The sequence below is a fragment of the Actinosynnema sp. NPDC053489 genome (genome assembly GCF_044544865.1).
Lineage (GTDB): Bacteria > Actinomycetota > Actinomycetes > Mycobacteriales > Pseudonocardiaceae > Actinosynnema.
The window spans coordinates 177,346-195,329 of record NZ_JBITXT010000007.1 but is presented as its reverse complement, the minus strand read 5'-3'; the positions used below and the strand labels follow the sequence as shown (position 1 = coordinate 195,329).

Annotated in this window: 13 protein-coding genes; 10 read left to right on the top strand and 3 right to left on the bottom strand. The window is 74.5% G+C overall.

The window, feature by feature from the left end; genetic code table 11:
* The first annotated feature begins 2 nt into the window (after window positions 1-2).
* From ACIGNX_RS18115 to ACIGNX_RS18105, 3 genes are all read left to right on the top strand, one after another.
* Window positions 3-425 (top strand): DUF2243 domain-containing protein, encoded by a 423-nt coding sequence (locus ACIGNX_RS18115; RefSeq protein ID WP_396541389.1) that lies wholly within the window; start codon window positions 3-5, stop codon window positions 423-425.
* The gene (locus ACIGNX_RS18110; protein ID WP_396541387.1) at window positions 422-2,032 is read left to right on the top strand and encodes a RecQ family ATP-dependent DNA helicase; all 1,611 of its coding nucleotides are present in this window, start codon (window positions 422-424) and stop codon (window positions 2,030-2,032) included. The genes ACIGNX_RS18115 and ACIGNX_RS18110 overlap by 4 nt, the downstream gene beginning before the upstream one ends.
* Window positions 2,033-2,176: 144 nt before the next feature.
* Window positions 2,177-3,514 carry a choice-of-anchor A family protein gene (locus ACIGNX_RS18105; protein ID WP_396541385.1) on the top strand — a complete coding sequence of 446 codons (1,338 nt, stop codon included), beginning with the start codon at window positions 2,177-2,179 and terminating at the stop codon, window positions 3,512-3,514.
* A gap of 37 nt (window positions 3,515-3,551) precedes the next feature.
* Here the strand turns inward: ACIGNX_RS18105 and ACIGNX_RS18100 are convergent, their stop codons facing one another.
* The 3 genes from ACIGNX_RS18100 to ACIGNX_RS18090 form a co-directional block, all read right to left on the bottom strand.
* On the bottom strand, window positions 3,552-6,764 hold the full coding sequence (locus ACIGNX_RS18100) for a S8 family serine peptidase (protein WP_396541383.1): 3,213 nt from the start codon (window positions 6,762-6,764) through the stop codon (window positions 3,552-3,554).
* Window positions 6,765-6,952: 188 nt separating this feature from the next.
* Window positions 6,953-7,480: a hypothetical protein gene (locus tag ACIGNX_RS18095; protein WP_396541381.1), complete on the bottom strand. Its 528-nt coding sequence runs from the start codon at window positions 7,478-7,480 to the stop codon at window positions 6,953-6,955.
* Between the two features lie 514 nt (window positions 7,481-7,994).
* Window positions 7,995-8,675 (bottom strand): transglycosylase SLT domain-containing protein, encoded by a 681-nt coding sequence (locus ACIGNX_RS18090; RefSeq protein WP_396541379.1) that lies wholly within the window; start codon window positions 8,673-8,675, stop codon window positions 7,995-7,997.
* Between the two features lie 582 nt (window positions 8,676-9,257).
* Here ACIGNX_RS18090 and ACIGNX_RS18085 point away from each other — a divergent pair.
* The 7 genes from ACIGNX_RS18085 to ACIGNX_RS18055 all read left to right on the top strand — a co-directional run bounded on the left by ACIGNX_RS18085 (window position 9,258) and on the right by ACIGNX_RS18055 (window position 17,980).
* A complete protein-coding gene (locus ACIGNX_RS18085; RefSeq protein WP_396541377.1) occupies window positions 9,258-11,984 on the top strand; it encodes an ABC transporter substrate-binding protein in 2,727 nt (908 codons plus the stop codon).
* A gap of 69 nt (window positions 11,985-12,053) precedes the next feature.
* A complete protein-coding gene (locus tag ACIGNX_RS18080; protein ID WP_396541375.1) occupies window positions 12,054-12,407 on the top strand; it encodes a DUF1622 domain-containing protein in 354 nt (117 codons plus the stop codon).
* A gap of 46 nt (window positions 12,408-12,453) precedes the next feature.
* Entirely contained in the window at window positions 12,454-13,254 is an 801-nt protein-coding gene (locus ACIGNX_RS18075) for a hypothetical protein (protein ID WP_396541374.1), read from the top strand.
* A gap of 125 nt (window positions 13,255-13,379) precedes the next feature.
* On the top strand, window positions 13,380-14,585 hold the full coding sequence (locus ACIGNX_RS18070; RefSeq protein ID WP_396541372.1) for an ROK family protein: 1,206 nt from the start codon (window positions 13,380-13,382) through the stop codon (window positions 14,583-14,585).
* Window positions 14,586-15,048: 463 nt separating this feature from the next.
* Window positions 15,049-15,435, top strand: a complete 387-nt coding sequence (locus tag ACIGNX_RS18065) for a hypothetical protein (protein ID WP_396541370.1) — start codon at window positions 15,049-15,051, stop codon at window positions 15,433-15,435.
* A complete protein-coding gene (locus ACIGNX_RS18060; protein ID WP_396541368.1) occupies window positions 15,432-16,976 on the top strand; it encodes a sugar ABC transporter ATP-binding protein in 1,545 nt (514 codons plus the stop codon). Before ACIGNX_RS18065 ends, ACIGNX_RS18060 begins: the two co-directional genes overlap by 4 nt.
* A gap of 71 nt (window positions 16,977-17,047) precedes the next feature.
* On the top strand, window positions 17,048-17,980 hold the full coding sequence (locus ACIGNX_RS18055) for an ABC transporter permease (protein WP_396541926.1): 933 nt from the start codon (window positions 17,048-17,050) through the stop codon (window positions 17,978-17,980).
* The last annotated feature ends 4 nt before the right edge of the window (window positions 17,981-17,984 follow it).

Below are 17,984 nucleotides of genomic sequence, written 5' to 3'. Positions count from 1 at the left end.
CCATGACCAGAGGCGCGCGATCGGCGCTGGTGCTCGGCCTGGGGATCGGTGGCTTCGTGGACGGCATCGTCGTCCACCAACTCCTGGGCTGGCACCACATGCTGTCCGGGTGGTACCCCGACGACCTGCACCGCAACATGATCGGCGACGGGCTGTTCCACCTGCTGTGCCTGCTGCTGGTGCTGGTCGGCGTGGGCCTGCTCAACCGCGCCGGTCGGCTGCCCGGCCGCGTCCTGTGGGGCGGGGTGGTGGCCGGGTGGGGTGTGTTCAACCTGGTCGAGGGCGTGGTGGACCACCTGGTCCTCGGGGTGCACCACGTCCGAACCGGACCGCACGAACTGGCCTACGACCTGGGGTTCCTGGTGCTGGGCGCGGTGCTCGTCGTGGTCGGCGGGCTCCTCGCGCGGGAACGGGCGAGCCGGTGAGCGGCGTGCGGCAGCGCCTGCGCCGGGCGGCCGAGGACGTGTTCGGGTGGGCCGAGCTGCGCGACGAGCAGATCGACGCCATGGAGGAGGTGCTGGCGGGGCGGGACGTGTTCGTCGTGCTGCCGACCGGCGCGGGCAAGTCGGCCGTGTACCAGGTGCCCGGCGTGCTGCTGGACGGCCTCGTCGTCGTCGTGTCGCCGCTGATCGCGTTGCAGCGCGACCAGGTGGAGTCGCTGCGCGAGCACGGCGCGCCGACCGCGGCCCTGGTGAACTCCGCGCGGTCCGATGTGGACAACCAGGCCACCTGGGACGCCGTGGAGCGCGGCGAGGTCCGCTACCTGTTCCTGTCGCCCGAGCAGCTCGCCAACCCCGAGGTGCTGGACCGGCTGGGCAAGCCGGAGCTGTTCGTGGTGGACGAGGCGCACTGCGTGTCCGCCTGGGGCCACGACTTCCGGCCCGACTACCTGCGGCTGAACGCGGCGGTGGAGCGGGTCGGCCGCCCGCCCGTGCTCGCCCTGACCGCCACCGCGGGCACGACCGTGCGCGAGGACGTGATCGCGCAGCTCGGCATGCGCGACCCGGTGGTGGTGGCGATCGGCTTCGACCGGCCCAACCTGTCGCTGGAGGTGCGCACGTTCGTGGAGGACGACGACAAGCGGCGCGCCCTCCTCGACTGGGTGAAGGAGGCGCCCAAGCCCGGCCTGGTCTACGTGGTGACCCGCAAGGACGCCCGCCGGTACGCCGAGGAGCTGGCCGGGCGCGGGGTCGTCGCCGAGCCCTTCCACGCCGGCATGAAGGCCGCCGACCGGGAACGGGTGCAGGACGCGTTCATGCGCGACCGGCTGGAGGTGGTCGTGGCCACCTCGGCGTTCGGCATGGGCATCGACAAGCCGGACGTGCGGTTCGTCGCGCACGCCTCCGCGCCCGGTTCGCTGGACGCCTACTACCAGGAGATCGGCCGGGCGGGCCGGGACGGCGAGCCCGCGCGGGCCGTGCTGTTCTACCGCTCGCAGGACCTGGGGTTGCAGCGGTTCCTGCAGTCGCGGCACGTCGACCGGGACGCGTTCGTGGAGCTGGCGGAGTTCGTCCGGGACCACCCCGGGCTGCGCGTCACCGAGCTGGCGCGGGAGATGGGCCGGTCGCGCCGCGCGGTCACCTCGGGGCTGAACCTGCTGGAGCGGGTCGACGCGGCGCGGGTGGCCAAGGCGCGGTTCCGGTTGGTGGTGGCGCCGGAGCGGGCGGCCGACCTGGCGGTGGAGGAGGCCGAGCGGCTGCAACGGCTCGACAAGTCCCGGATCGAGGTGATGCGCGCGTACGCGGAGACCAGGGCGTGCCGGCGGCAGCACCTGCTGGGGTACTTCGGCGAGGTGCTGGAACGGGCGTGCGGCAACTGCGACACGTGCGAGAGCGGCGCGGCGGGCACGGGCGTGTCGGCCAACCCCGAGTACCCGGCGCAGTCGCGGGTCCACCACACCGAGTTCGGCTCCGGCACGGTGGTGCAGAGCGAGGCCGACCGGGTCACCGTGCTGTTCGAGGACGTCGGGTACAAGACGCTGTCGCTGGAGGCGGTGCACGCGGCGGACCTGCTCGGTCGCCACCCCGACTGAAGCTGTCCACTGTGGATGGTCGCGTCCCGGTCGGGCGACGGCACCCGCCTGCGCGAGCACCGGCGTCACCTTGTCGGGGGCTGTTCGTCACCCCATGCGGTCGTCCGGCGTGCGGGTGACGCGCGCACGCCGAGCATTGACCGCATGCCACGGACCCACCTGCTCGGAGTCGTCGGCGCGGCGGCGCTGATCGCGGCCGTCGCCTCGTCCGGCGTCGGCGTCGCCGACCCGCTGCCCGGCGGGCTCGGGCCGTGCCTCGGCCCGCAGTGCCCCGGCACGTTCCCGCCGGTGAACAACGGCGGGTTCGCCGGGCGCGACGAGGCGGTGAACATCTTCGTCGGCGGTGACTTCCTGGTCCGGCAGAGCGCGGCCGAGGCCGAGGGCCGGGTCGTGGTCGGCGGCGACTTCGACCTGGCCAAGGCGCCGGGCGCGTCCTCGATCTACAACGTGGGCGTCGTGGGCGTCGGCTCGCGCGTGCCGCCGCCGGAGGGGACCGACTTCCTGGTCACCGGTGGCGCGGTGACCGTGGCGGCCGGTCAGAGACTGGTCGCCGAGGGCGGCGTGGTGCACCACGCGGGGCCGCTGACGGGCGCGATCACCGGCATCGACCGGCCCGACCCCGAGGCGTTCGCCCCGTACGCCGGGCTGTCCGCGCAGCTGAGCGCCGCGAGCCGGTGCTACGCGGCGGCGACCGCCACGGGCACGGCCGTGAACCAGGGCTACCAGACGGTGTTCACCGGCGACGGCACGTCGGCGCTCCAGGTGTTCACCGTCGACTTCGACCTGGTCGGGTCGGGCGGCGGGCAGCAGGGCCTGGTGTTCGAGGGCGTGCCGGCCGGCGCGACGGTGCTGGTGAACCTGGTCGGCGCGGCCCGCCGGATCGTCACCTACACCGGTGAGCTGACCGACGGCGGGCAGCTCAACGCGCTGCGCGAGCGCCTGCTGTGGAACTTCCCCGACGCCACCGCGGCCGAGATCGGCGGCACGGCCCAGTTCCAGGGCAGCGTGCTGGTGGGCAACCCGGCGAGCACGACGACGGTGACCGTGCCCGGCACGGCGGGCCGCTTCTTCACCACCGGCTCGCTGACCCACGGCGGCACGGGCGGGGGCACGGGCAACGAGTTCCACGCCTACCCGTTCACCGGCGACCTGCCGTCCTGCGCCGTGCCCACGACGACGACGACCACCACCACCACCACCACGACCCAGCCGACCACGACTCAGCCGACGACCACCACCCAACCGACCACGACCCAACCGACCACCACGACCACCCGACCGACGACCACCACGTCACCGTCGACCACCACCGGCCTGACGACCGTCCCGACCACCCCGTTCACCCCGACCCGCCCCGGACCGGGCCAGGACCTCCTGGCCGACACCGGCGCGAACGTCGGGCCGGTCGTGGCGATCGGCGGGCTGCTGGTGGTCGCCGGCGCGGCGGCGCTGACCCTGGTCGCCCGCAGGCGGCGCGGCTGATGCCCCGGACCGACCGGCCCGGGGCACCGGCCGCACCTCACCGACGCGCGATCTTGTACGCGCGGATCACGGTGTGCTCGAACGAGTTGCCGTCGCTGTCGGTCCCGGACGCGCGCAGCGAGGCGTAACCGGCCGCGTCGGGGTGCCGGACGAGGGCCGCGCCGCCCGCGACCGGCACCCGCCGCCACGACCTGCCGTCGTCGAACGACACGTCGACCCGGACCTGGCCCACCTCGCCGTTGTCCGCGCCGTCCTGCTGCTCCACGGTCAGCGGCACGCTCAGCAGCCGCCCGGCGGGCGCGCTGCCGTCGGCCGCCAGCGCCGGGGTGAACCGCACCACGGACAGCGGCAGCCGGCGGCCCTGGCCGTCGGGCAGCGTGCTCGCGTGGAACGTCCACCTCCCGCTGACCCGCGTGGTCAGCTCGCTCGCCGCCGGGTCGCGGACCAGGTCGTGCTCCACCCGGAAGTCGGCCTCGCCCTCGGGCACGGTGAACTCGCCCCACTGGTCGCGGACCAGGCCGACCAGCCTGCCGTCCCGGTACACCGCGGTGCGGGCCGACTCGTAGCTGCCCCGGCCGAGGTGGCCGTCCCGGTCGTTGATCAGCGGGACCTGTGCCGTGACGCGGTCCTCGTACAGGCCGAGGTACGTGGCCGAGTAGCCGGCCAGGCCCGGGCCGAGCACCGGCTGCACGAACCGCTCCGCGTACCGCTCGCCGAGCCGGTAGGTGCGGTTGAACGAGGAGTAGTCGGCCTCCGTCCGGTACTGCGGCGAGAGCTGCTGGAAGCCCCAGCTCCAGGTGAGCTGCTCGGGCGTGATCAGGTCGACCACCGCGCCGCCGACCGGCACCGGCAGGCCGACCGACCAGCCGCCCGAGCCGTCGGGCGGGCTCGCGTTGCCGCTGTGCAGGTACTGCCGGTCCGCCGGGCCGGGTGCGAACGTGGTCCGCACCTCGGTCAGCTCGTCGACCGCGGGCGCGCGGCTGAACCCGGTGGGCACCGCGCCGTGCTCCATCCAGCGGAACCGGTAGTGCGTCGGCGTGCCGTCCACCCGCGGGCCCTGGAACTGCGCGCCCACCGAGACCGTCAGCTCGTCGTCGGTCAGGGTGGGCCCGACGTGGCCGATGGTCATGTCGCCGAACCCGCCGATGAACGCGGTGTTGAGCACCACGCGCCTGCCGTTGAGCAGCCGGGACACGTTGATGTCGCCGATCATCGGCGTCGCGGCCGGGTCGGGCGCGGTCACGGTCAGCGGCTTGGCGGTGCGGGCGTCGAAGGTGAACCGGGTGTGGTCGGCGTCGACGGTGAGCGCGGGCCGGGCCAGCACGGCGGTCTTGGGCCAGTTGCGGATGACCGAGCGGGCCGTGTACTCGCCCTTGGGCACGCGCGCCCTGGCGGTGCCGTCGGGCCCGTACAGGGTTTCGTAGACGTCGTTGTCCATGCCCACGAGCGCGGTCGAGTTGTCCAGCGCGGGGTTGCCGTCGCCGTCGACGTTCTCGATCGCGATGTCGTAGCTCTCGACCTCGCGGGCGAGGCTGACGGGCACGCGCGTGGGTCCGCCGACGAGCACGCCGGAGAAGACGCCGTCGAGCGCGCCGACCCTGGTGTCCGCGGTGACCGCCACGGTCGCCGTGCCGCCGGCGGGCACCGTCACCCGCGCCGGGTCGACGGTCAGCAGCCCGGCGGGCACGGCGGCCCCGTTCGGGCCGCGCAGCTCGGCGGTGAGGTCGAACGCGACCGGCGTCGGGCCGTCGTTGCGGTAGGTGACGGTCTTGGTGACCGGCGCGTCGTCCTGGTGCGGCCACGGCTGCTCCTCGAACGTGAGGCTGACCGGGTCCGCGCCGACGGTGGCCGTGATCGCGCGGGCCACGTCCACCCGGCCCGCGCCCTGGTCGAACACGCCCAGCCCGGGGTTCGGCCTGGCCGAGGCCATGAGCACGGCCTTGATCCGCGCGCCGGTCCAGTCGGGGTGCTCCTGGGCGAGCAGGGCGGCGGCGCCGGCCACGTGCGGCGTGGCCATCGAGGTGCCGGACAGCGCCACGTGCCGCTTGCCGACCGGGGTGCCCAGCACGCCCTGGGCGGCCCTGGCGGCGACGATGTTCAGGCCGGGCGCGGTGATGTCGGGCTTCACCGCGTCGTCGCCGTTGCGCGGGCCGCGGCTGGAGAAGTGGGCCAGGTCGTCGTCGTGCCGCACCGCGCCCACGGTGAGGGCGGCGTCCGCGCTGCCCGGCGAGTCGATCGACCGGCCGCGCCCGCCGTTGCCCGCGGCCACGACGAACAGGGTGCCGGTCTTCGCGCTCACCTGGTTGATCGCCTCCTCCAGCGGGTCCACGCCGGGGGAGTCGTAGCCGCCGAGGCTGAGGTTGACGACGTCCGCGCCCTCGTCCACGGCCCACTGCACGCCGGCCAGGATCGCCGACTCGGGGCAGCCGTTGTCCGAGCAGACCTTGCCGTCGAGGATGCGGGCGTCGGGCGCGACGCCGCGGTAGGTCCGGTCGCCACTGGCGATGGTGGCGGCGACGTGCGTGCCGTGGCCCTGGCGGTCGGTGGCGTCGGGGTCGTCGGTGAAGTTGCGCTCGGCGACCTCCTTGCCCCTGAGGTCGGGGTGCTCGCCGTCGACACCGCTGTCGAGCACGGCGACCTTCACGCCCTTGCCGGTGTACCCGGCCCGCCACGCGGTGGGCGCGCCGATCTGCGGCACCGAGCGGTCGAGGGTGGGCCGCAGCACGCCGTCCAGCCACACCCGGGTCACGCCAGGGTCGGCGAGCAGCTCGCGGAACGTGGCGCCGGCGTCGGCCTTGGGCGCGCGCGTGGCCACCGCGCCGGGCAGCGCGCGGGCCGAGCGCAGGCCGGTGGTGGGCGTGCCGGTGACGATGAGCGGCACGTGGTCGCTGCGGGCGTCGTCGTAGCCGGCCTCGATGAGCCCCGTGACGTCGAACAGCCGGGGGTCGAGCCGGCCCGACGCGACACCCCGGACGGCGTCGTCGGGCACGACGCTGAGCCGCCCGTCCCGGTGCGCGGAGTGGAAGACGACCCCGGCGCGGCCGGGTCCCGGCTGGAACGACCCGACCGCCGCGCCGGTCACCACGACCCGGTCGCCGGTGATCAGGGTGACGGTGTGCGGTTGGGCGCCGGGCGCGGCCTGCCCGGCGTCCGCCGCGGGGTGCGCGCCGGCCGTGACGGGCGAGGTCAGCAACCCCACCGCCAGGACGGCGACTCCCAGTGCCTCACCGCGCTTTCGTGGTCTGAACACACGTACCTCCCGTGTTCGGTGCGCGTCGATCGCGCTACCCGGGGGGCGTCGCAGACCCTCGGTGGCGGTGAACCGGAAGTGCCGAAGCCCCCAACGGACTCGACGCTAGCCACCCCGCGACGGCGCGGTCAGCGGCTGTTGGACGGGTGTTCCGCCACCCGAATGCACCACCGGCGGCTCGTGGGCGGTCACCGGGCGGGGTCGGTCCGGCCTGCTCCGGGAGCCGTCGCGGGGCGCCGCAGGACTCGCGCACGACCAGGCTCGGCCACAGCGCCGACCCGGTGCACCGGGCGGTCCAACGGGTCGGCGGCGCCCGGCCGGCCCACCGAGAGGTCCGGCGACGACACCGCCGCCGACCAGCCCTCCGGGACGACCTCCCGGTGCGGGCTCGGCCGCGACAGGACCAGCCCGACCGCGCGGTGCCCCGGCGACGCCAGGTGCCGCACGGCCGGGCCCGCGCCCAGCGCGTGGTCGGTGACCCCGGCGTCCAGCCCGGTGGTGGGCGGCTCCGGCGGCGGCATCCGCTCGACCGGCACCACCGGCACCCGCGGCCCGCCCGGCCGGCGCGGCAGGTCGCGCCCGGCGGAACCGGTGGTGCCGGGCGCGACCAGGAGCGCCTGCACGCCCCGGTCGAGCAGCCGCGCCACCTGCCGCCGGTCCTCGACGGCGCCGCGGGTCCACGTGCGCAGCGCCAACCGCCCGCTCGCCGCGCCCACGGCGGCCCCCGTTCGGCTTGATGAACCAGGAGGGGCAGGCGGTGGGCTCGACGGGTACGCCGCACGTGGTGATCGGCTACGTGCCGGGCCGGTTCGCGCGGTGCGTCTCGGACCACGCCCGGCAACGCGCCCGGCACGGCCGCACGTGCCACGTCGTGCGCGACGCCTACGGCACGTGGACCAAGCGGGAGGTGCCCGTCGCGCCGGGCAGCACGCAGCGCACGAAGCTCGTCTTCGACCGCGCCGACAACGCCCACCCGGTGATGCCGCGCGGTCGGATCGAGCCGGGCGGGCGGGTGGACCGACCGGACCCCGGCGTTCGACCGGCCGTCGGTGAACGCGTTCGGCGAGGTGAACGTCGACGCGCCCCGGGTGGCGGTCGACGGCGTGCTGTCGATCCGGTACCAGCAGCGCTCCAGCGGCACGACGCCGTCACCGATCCGGGTGGCCGCCTTCCGGCTGGGTCGACCGCGAGGCCGCGGGGTCCCCGCCCGGGGTCCCCGCGGCCGTCGGGTCAGTAGCCGACGTACCCGCTGCCGGCGCTCATGCTGACCAGGCCGGGGTGCCCGCCGAACCCGCCGTAGCGCGCGTACGTGTAGCGCACACCGGCGATGATGTTGTCGACCGGCGCGTAGATGTCGTCGTGACCGGGCAGCTTGTAGACCTGGAACGTGGGGTCGATGCACTGCATCAGGCCCTTGGAAGGTGTGCCGCGGGCGGCGTTGGAGTCCCAGGTGTTCACGGCGTTGGGGTTGCCGTTGGACTCCTTGATGATGATCGTGTAGATCTCGTCGACGCTGCTCTCGTCGATCGGCGTGCCGTTGGCGGCCAGGATGCCGATCGCCTCGCGGATCCAGCCCTCGACCTGGCGCTGCTTGGGCGGCTTGCGCGCCTCCTCGGCCTCGCGGGCCTCGCGCGCCGCCTTCTCCTCGGCCGCCTTGCGGGCCGCGTAGCCGTCCTGCGCGATGCCGCTGGCCTGGTTGAACGTCTGGAGCGCGGTCAGCTGCTCCTGGCGGATGATCCGCGCGGTCTCCGAGCCGAGGTCGACGGCGTGCACCGTCTCGACCTTGCCGGTGCGGGCGGTGTCGTCCGGCACGCCGCCGAGGTCCGCGCCACCGGCCACCGGGCTGAACGTCCCGGTCATCGCGTGGGCCGCGGCCCCGGCGCCGGACACGATGCCGACTGCCACCGCCACGCTCGCGAAGCGCCGCGGGAGGACCCGCTCGGCTTCGGCGCGGTGGGCGCCCCGGTAACCGGGGGGCGGTGGGGGTACCCGGAACGTGGTCTGCCCACGTTTGTCTTTGTGACGGGCGTGCCGAGCCAAGGGTGCAGCCTCCTGCGGTCGGGGAACTCCGTCACCGGACCTGGCGGGGGATCCAGGTGGACGCGGGCCGTTTCGGGGGAGTCGGGCCGTGTCCCTTCGGTGATGGAACCGTGATCTGCGGCCGAGAACGTAACCGTTCGTGTTTTACGAGGGCAAGGCGTGACCATCAATGGGTGACACTCGTCACGTTTCCCTTGCTCTCTGGCTACTGTGTGTTGTGCGCATCGCCCGATCGGGTGGAAGGGATTGAAAGGGCCCGCTCCTTCGCCCGGGATGCGGGCGTCCCGCCGGGGTCCCGCGCCCCGCCCCGTCCTCGGTCACCGGACCCGCAAGAGTGCGGTGACGTGCGGGAACAGTGCCGAAAGGGCCGGCCCGGACCGCCGCGGCGGCTAGGGTCGGACGTCCTGCGTCGCGCCGCGGAGGCGCGACGACCTGGTCCGCGCGAGGAGTCCGGTGACCGAACAGGGTGCGGGGGAGCGGTTCTCGTCGATCGAGGTCATGGACGAGCTGGTGAAGCTCCTCCAGGAGTTGACCGAGCGGCCGAGGTTCGGCGAGCTGCCCGGCCGCCGGTCCGGGGCGCGGGCGGGCGGGGAACGCGGCATCCCGCTGGTCTGCCTGGTGCGGGGCAGGCGGGCGGCCGGCCTGCTGCCGGTCCTCCAGGCGCACCTGCGCGGCGCGCACCCCGGTCGCGTGCCGCACGCCTACCACCGCTTCCCCGACCCGGCCCCGGACGCGGGCACGCCCGAGCCCGCCACCCTGGAGGCGGTCGGCGCGGTGCTGGTGCACGTCGCCCGCGAGCTGGCGCACGGCGCGAACGACCGCTACGGGCGGCACGAGTTCCGCCGCTTCGAGCTGGTCTACTGGCTGATGAACCAGCGCCTCGACGGCGCGGACCCCGAGTCGGCCGCCACCCTGCTGACCCGATTACGCCAGCGCGACCTCGGCCGGCGCAGCGGGGACGATTTGAAGGACGTCCTGGACAACGCCGCCGAGGCCGCGCCGTGGTGGGTGCGGCTGGTGGTGCGGCTCGCGCCGTCGTTCCTGTTCCGGGCGAAGCTGCGCGGGCTCGTGCCGGGCAGCGAGTACCGCTGGCTGCTGCGCCAGCCCTACCTCGCCCCGCACGACCCGGGCACGTTCATCGGCTTCGCCGAGCGGCTGACCTCCGCGCTGGTGCCCGGCGAGAGCGCCGAACCGCGCGAGGACACCGGGCAGCTGGCCAAGCTGCTGGTCAACGCGTTCCTGGAGGACGTGCGCCACGCGTACCGGCGGTCGTGGTGGCGGATCAGGTCCGCCCGCCGGACGGTCTACCCGGTCGTGCTGCTGGACGGCATCCGCCGCGACAACGGCGGCTACGCCGTGCTGAAGATCATCAACGACGTGCGCAACGACACCGGCGCGTTCGACCCGCTCGTCATCATCAGCGGCAGCGCCAAGGTGCCGCCGGACGCGGAGACCACCGTCGAGCGCGCACCGGCTCCGGTGAGCCAGGCCGGCCAGAACTACGAGACGTGGACCCGCAAGCTGGCCACCGACAGCCGCGCCCGCCGCCCGACCGCGTGGTTCCTGCCCCTCCAGGTGCCCGACGTGGCCTTCGCCCGCAGCGAGGTGCCGCCGACGGCGACGCTGTCCGTGCGGCAGGCCCCGATCTGGTCGCGCACGTCCGTGCTGACGGTCGTGGTGCTGCTCCTGCTCGCGTCGGTGGCCACGTTCGGGTACCGGCACGTGCGCGAGGTCGTCGCGGCCGAGGACGCCTGGCGGTACGAGCACTGCGGGCTCGACCGGGACAACCCCGACGCGGGCAACGTCAAGCGCGTCGGCGACGACTGCGTGGGCGTCACCACCGGCCACGTGCCGCTGTTCGGCCAGGCCGACGGCGACGACCTGCGGCACTTCAACGAGACCCAGGAGCTGATCGTCCGCCAGAACGAGGAGGTCCTGGCGGCGCACCGGCGCGACCCCGGCCGCCCGTACGCGACCGTGGTCTACGTGTCGGCGATGAGCGCGGCCCGCGACGCGCTGGCCAGCAACACCGCGCGGCTGGTCGGCGTCGCGGCCCGGCAGGCGCGGCTGCTCGACCGCACCGACTCCGACGAGCCGCTGATCCGGGTCCTGCTCGGCAACGCGGGTTCGGCGATGCAGCACGGCGACGTGGTGGCGGGGGTGCTCCGCTCGATGCTGGAGCGGGACAAGAGCATCATCGGCGTGCTCGGCATGGCGTTGAGCAGCACGCCGACCCGGAACACGATCACCGCGCTGGGCGAGGTCGGCCTGCCCGTGGTGGCCGCGACGCTGTCCGACGACGAGATGCCCACCGCGTCGCGCATGTACTTCCAGATCTCGCCCACCAACGACCGGCAGGCCCGGGTGCTGGCGCGGTACGTGCGGGCCTCGTACCCGGACCGGCGGGGCGTGGTGATCGTGCACTCCAGCGACCAGGAGGACTCCTACGCGACCAACCTGCGCGCCGACGCGGTGCTGCGGTTCACCGAGCAGGGGCTGCGGGTGCGCGAGGAGCCCTACCGGCCGGTGTCGGTGGGGCAGGGCTCCGACGCCCGGCGGCTGGGCCAGGGCCTGTGCGGCGTGGGCGACGACGAGGTGGTGCTGTTCGCCGGGCGGCCCGCGGACTTCGGCAAGCTGCTCGACGGGGTGAGCGCCGGCTGCAAGAGCGACCCGCCGGTGCTGCTGGCCGGCGACGACGTCGCGCGCTACGCCGCCGACGACACGCTGCGCGGCGAGCACCCGGAGATCCCGTTCGAGTACGTGTCGTTCGCGATCGGCGCGCAGGGCTGCGGTGCGGCGACGGAGATGCACCAGACGCTGCGCGAACTCGTGCCGGAGCAGTGCGCGGGCGACGCGAACCCGTCGCTGGACGGGCACGCCGCCCTCACCTACGACGCCCTCTACCTGTTCGTGCACGCCATGATCCAGCTGGGTGACATCCCGGTCTCGCCCGGGCACGTGTGGAAGGAGATGAGCGACATCGGCGGCGCGCACGCGCTGTCGGGGGAGAGCGGTGTGATCGACTTCGGCGACGGCCAGGTGCCGATCGACAAGTTCCTGGCCGTCCTGCGCGTGGCCGACGGCAAGGCGCCGGCGGTGCTGGCCTCGTGCGGCGACTACCCGAACCGCCAGGACGTCGACCTCCGCCGCGCCCCGTGGTGCCCCACGACACCGCGCTGAGGGCACGTCGCCCCTCGACCGGTGTCGGGGTGGGCGCGCCCGGGTAAGTCGTCGCGTGGAGGTGGGCGCATGGGCGAGGAGACGCTCAAGACGGCGGTGGACGTGGCCGTGGCGGTGGTGGAGGCGGCCGGGGTCGGGGTGATCCTGCTCGGGGCGCTGCTGGCCGTCGGGCGGTTCGTCGTGCGGGGGCTGCGGCACCGGGACGCGGCGGTGTTCACCCCGATCCGCCTGTCGTTGAGCCGGTTCCTGCTGCTGGGGCTGGAGTTCCAGCTGGCGGCCGACATCCTGCGCAGCGCGTTCGCGCCGAGCTTCGCGGAGATCGGCCAACTGGCCGCCATCGCCGCCATCCGCACCGCGCTGAACTACTTCCTCAACCGCGAGATCCAACAGGAGCAACGCGAGGTCCGACCGCGGGCCGCGTGACGCAATCCGGGTGCCCCGGGCCGGGCGACCGATTTACGCTCCGCCGGTGGAACCACGGGAGCTGCACTCGATGGCGCGTCGGTACCTGGTGGAGCGCCACGACGAGCTGACCGCCCGGTACGCCGAGCTGCCGAACGGCGGGCGGGCGCGCGACGGGTTCCGGTACCGGGCCGAGGCGAAGCGCCTCTACCCGCGCTACCAGGTGGTGCAGGCGGTGTTGGAGGAGGTCGAGCGGCTCGACCCCGACCGGCTCCCCGCCCTCGACCCCCTCACCGACCGCCTGGTCGAGGCGGCCGGGAGCGCGCGGTCGGTCTTCACCTCCGGGTGGGTCGGCCGGGTGGAGGCGGAGGTGGCGGACGAGGAGCGCCGGCGGTTCGCCGCCGCCGTCCGCGCCTGGCGGTCCGGTGCCGGCGGCCCGGTCGGGCACATGGCGTACCGGCGGGTGCTGGGCCCGGCGGAGTCGCACGAGTGGCGTCGACGCCTCGCCTCGCGGTGGGGCGTGCGGAACCTGTCGTGGCACCCCATGATCGCCGACGAGGTGCCCGACGGGGTGCTGGTGCTGCGCGAGGAGGCCATGTGGGACGGGCCGGGGACCGACGTCGTGCGCGAGGCCCTGCGCGGTCGGGGGCGGGTGGTGGAGCTGCGCGAGCACGGCGCAGAGCACCTCCTGGACCTCGACCTGCTCGACCCCGTCTACACCGGTGCCGAGGGCATGTGGACCGACGACGCCCTCGACTGGCTGGCCTTCGCCTCCCACGAGGGCACGGTCGCGTTCGGCGGCGTGCTCGCCGACCGGCTGCCCCGGCTCTGGCCGGACCTGGACGGGTGGCGCTGGACCGGGCCGTGATCGGCGCTGCGCGGCCGACCCGCTGTCGCCCCCTCCCGCACCCCCGGGGCGAACAGCGCGGGTTCCGGGTGGGAGGCCGCGGCCGTCCCGAGTGGACCGCCCGCCGCCGGTCGTAGATTGGTGCCATGAGCAGCGCGACGGGCAGCGGCCAGCAGCCGCGGGTGGTTTCCGGCAGGCAGTCCGAGCTGCTGGGCCTGCTCCGCGACGAGGGCGCGATGTCCCGGGTCGCGCTGGGCGAGCGGCTGGAGCTGCCGCGCGCCAAGCTGACCGCGGAGCTGGCCCGGCTGGTGGACGTGGGCCTGGTGCAGGTCGGCGGACCGGCGGCGAGCCGGGGCGGGCGGCGGTCGACGCTCGTCCACCTCGCCGACGACCTGAGGGTGCTCGGCGTGGACGTCGGCGCGACGTCGGTGACGGTCGCGGTCACCGACGGGCGCTGCGAGGTGCTGGAGAGCCGCAGCGAGGACTGCGACGTGCGCAGCGGACCGGCGCAGGTGCTCAGCCGCGTCGCCGAGCTGGCCGACGTCGTCTACGCCAAGGCCCCGGGCAGGCTCGTCGGCGCGGGCATCGGCCTGCCCGGCCCGGTGAGCTTCCGCGACGGGATGCCGGTCGCGCCGCCGATCATGCCCGGCTGGGACCGCTACCCGGTCCGGGACGAGCTGGCGGGCCGCTGGGGCTGCCCGGTGACGGTGGACAACGACGTGAACGCCATGGCGCTGGGCGAGCGGCACGCGGGCGTGGCGCGGTCGCTGGAGGACCTGATCTTCGTCAAGGTCGGCACCGGCATCGGCTGCGGGATCGTGCTGGGCGGGAAGGTATACCGGGGCGTGGCGGGCACCGCGGGCGACATCGGGCACATCCGGCTCGACGACTTCGGCCCGGCGTGCGCGTGCGGCGAGGTGGGCTGCCTGGAGGCGTACTTCGGGGGCTCGGCGCTGGCCCGTGACGCCACGACGCTGGCCCGCAGCGGCCGGTCCGTCGCCCTGGCCACCGCCCTGCGGGACAAGGGCGCGCTGACCGCGGAGGACGTGGGTACGGCGGCCGCCGCCGGCGACTTCGCCGCGGCCAACCTGGTGCGCGAGGGCGGGCGCAGGCTGGGGCACGTGGTCGCGTCCCTGGTCAGCTTCCTCAACCCGGGGATGGTGGTCATCGGCGGCGGCGTGTCGCGGCTGGGGCACTCGCTGCTGGCCGAGGTGCGCAGCGCCGTCTACCGCCGCTCCCTGCCGCTGGCGACCGGCAACCTGCCCATCGTGCTGTCGGAGCTGGGCGATCTGGCCGGCGTGACGGGCGCGGCCTGGTCCGGCACCGACCGGGCGTTCTCCCCGGCCGGCTGACCTGATCCGCGCGACCGGGCCCGGATCCCGACCGACCTGACCGGCCGCTGCTCGGACCGGCCGCTGCTCGGACCGGCCGCTGCTCGGACCGGCCGCTGCTCGGACCGGCCGCCGCCCGAACCGGCCGCCGCCCGAACCGGCCGCCGCCCGAGCCGACCGCCGCGCCACTCCCGACCCGCGCCCGCCCGACCCGTGCTCGGCCACGTCCTGCGGTCGGCTCGCACCCGTCTCGGCCAGCGCCCCGCCCAGCCCACTCCTTCCGCCTTCGCGTCTTTCCACCTGCCGTCCGCGCGATCACGAGCTTCCGTCGAAACAAGCCCGACTTTTGCAACGAACCGACAAAAGTCGGCCCAAGTTCTTGTCAGCCCGTGCGATCAACTGCCAAGATCGGCCGCAACTCACCCCGAAAAGTGAGCTGGACCACCTCGTTCCATCGACTCCCTCAACGAAGTCGGAGCCACCGATGCAGGTGCAGACCGAAGGCAGGCGCGAGGCGGACCTCGCCCTCCTGCCGCGCGTCCTCCGCACCGGCGACTCCGCGGACCACCTCGTCCACGACCGCGCGCCCGACCCCGGACCGGCCCCGGCCACCGGCCTGTTGGTGCTGGTCGCCGTGCTCAACCCGCGCCGCGTCGTGCTGGGCGGCTACTCCGCCGCGCTGCAGGACCGGCTGGTCGCGCCGCAGCGGCACGGGCGGACCCCGGTCGTGGCCTCCGCGCTCGGCTTCACCGCGGGCGGGACGGGTGCGGCGCCGGCCGCGGTGCGCCCGGTGCTCGACGACCCGACCGCCGTGCCCGTCAAGGACAACGCCACCCAGGCGGGCGGCTCACACGAAGGGGCCCAGGCATGACCCTGCTCCGGATGACCGGCATCGGCAAGGCGTTCCCCGGCGTGCGCGCGTTGGACGGGGTCGACCTGGAGGTGGCCGAGGGCGAGGTGCACTGCCTGCTCGGCCAGAACGGCGCGGGCAAGTCCACCCTGATCAAGGTGCTGTCCGGCGCGCACCAGCCCGACGAGGGCGTGATCACCTGGCGCGGCGCGCCGACTGCGCTGCCGTCGCCGGTGGCCGCGCTGCGGCTGGGCATCGCCACCATGTACCAGGAGCTGGACCTGGTGGCGGACATCTCCGTGGCGGAGAACGTCTTCCTCGGCCACGAGCCCACCCGGTTCGGCTTCACCCGCCGCCGCGCGGCCCGCGACCGCGCCGCGACGCTGATGGCGCGCCTCGGCCACCCGGAGATCAGCCCGGACCGCGAGGTGGGCCGGTTGTCCGCCGCCGGGCAGCAGCTCGTGTCGATGGCGCGGGCGCTGGCGCACGACGCCCGGCTCATCGTGATGGACGAGCCGACCGCCGCCCTGGCCGCCGACGAGGTGGACAACCTGTTCCGCATCGTCGGCGAGCTGACCCGCGACGGCGTCGCCGTCCTCTACATCTCCCACCGCCTGGAGGAGATCCGCCGCATCGGCAGCCGCGTCACCGTCATCAAGGACGGCCGCACGGTCGCCGCGAACCTGCCCGCCGACACCCCGACCGCCGACCTGGTCGACCTGATGTCCGGCCGCAAGGTCGAGACGGTGTTCCCGCACCGCGAGGCGTCCACCGTGGACCGGTCGCGGGAGGTGCTCACGGTCACCGGCCTGACCCGCGCCGGCGAGTTCCGCGACATCGGCTTCCACGTGCGCGCGGGTGAGATCCTGGGCATCGCGGGCCTCGTCGGGGCCGGTCGCAGCGAGATCCTGGAGACGGTGTTCGGCGCGCGCAAGCCCGATGCCGGGCAGGTCGCGGTCGACGGGCGACCGGTCCGGCCGGGCAGCGTGGTCGCCGCGGTGAAGGCGGGCATCGGCCTCGCGCCGGAGGAGCGCAAGGCCCAGGCCCTGCTGCTGGACCTGCCGGTCGCGCACAACGTGACGCTGTCCAGCCTCCCCGCCTACAGTCGCGCCGGGTTCCTGGACCGGGCCCGCGAGCTGAAGGACTCCCGGAGCACGCTGGAACGGCTGGACCTGCGCCCGGCCGACCCGCGCCGGCTCGTCGCCGAGTTCTCCGGCGGCAACCAGCAGAAGGCCGTCGTGGCCCGGTGGCTCGTCCGGGGTTGCAAGGTGCTGCTGCTGGACGAGCCGACGCGCGGCGTGGACGTCGGCGCGCGCGCCGAGCTGTACCGGGTGATCCACGAGCTGGCCGCGGCCGGCGTCGCCGTCGTGCTGGTGTCCAGCGAGGTCGCCGAGGTGCTCGGCCTCGCCGACCGGGTGCTGGTCCTGCGCGACGGCGAGGTGGTCGCCGACCGGCGAGCCGACGAGCTGACCGAATCCGCCGTGCTGGACCTGGTGATGGCGGGCAGCGCCGTCACCGGAGGCGCCGTTACCCCCGATGTCGCGCCTGAGGAGGCCCCGTGACCGAAGTGACGGTCCTCGACCCGAAACCCGCCCCGCCGCGAGAGCGGCGCCGGCGCCGGCACAACCTCGACCTGAGGCTCACCGGGCTGCTCGGCGTGCTGGTCGCGCTGTGCGCCGTCGGCTACGCCACCCGGCCCGACAGCTTCCTCACCGAGGCCAACGTCTCCACCATGCTGCGGCTGGCCGCCGCGATCGGCGTGGTCAGCGTCGGCATGACGTTCGTGATCATCAGCGGCGGCATCGACCTGTCCGTCGGCTCGATCGTGGCGCTGTCGGGCGTGTGGATGACCACCGTGGCCACCCAGTCCTACGGGCCGGTGGTGATGGTGCTGTGCGCGCTGCTCGTCGGGCTGGGCTGCGGCCTGGTCAACGGGCTGCTGATCTCCTACGGCAAGATCGTGCCGTTCATCGCCACCCTCGCCATGTACGCGTCGGCGAAGGGCCTGGCCGAACGGCTCTCCGGCCGCCGCACCCAGGTCGTCACCGAGACCGGGTTCAGCACGTTCTTCCGCGGCGACGTCCTCGGCATCCCGGTGCTGATCTGGATGCTGGCGGCGGTCTTCGCGGTCGGCTGGGTGCTGCTCAACCGCACCACGTTCGGCCGCCGCACGTTCGCCGTGGGCGGCAACGCCGAGGCCGCCCGCCTGGCCGGCATCGACGTGCGCCGGCACACCGCCCTGGTCTACGGCCTGGCCGGCCTGTGCTGCGGCATCGCCGCGCTGATGGTCGTCGCCCGCACCACCTCCGGCGCGTCCACCAACGGCCAGTTCTACGAGCTGGACGCCATCGCCGCGGTCGTCATCGGCGGCACCCTGCTCAGCGGCGGCCGGGGCTCGCTGATCGGCACCCTGATCGGCGTCCTCATCTTCACCGTGGTGGGCAACATCTTCACCCAGAACAACCTCGACACCGACATCCAGAACATCGCCAAGGGCGTGATCATCGTCGCCGCGGTGCTCCTGCAGCGCACCACCGCCCGCCGCCGCGGCGCGCACGCCACCTGACGCG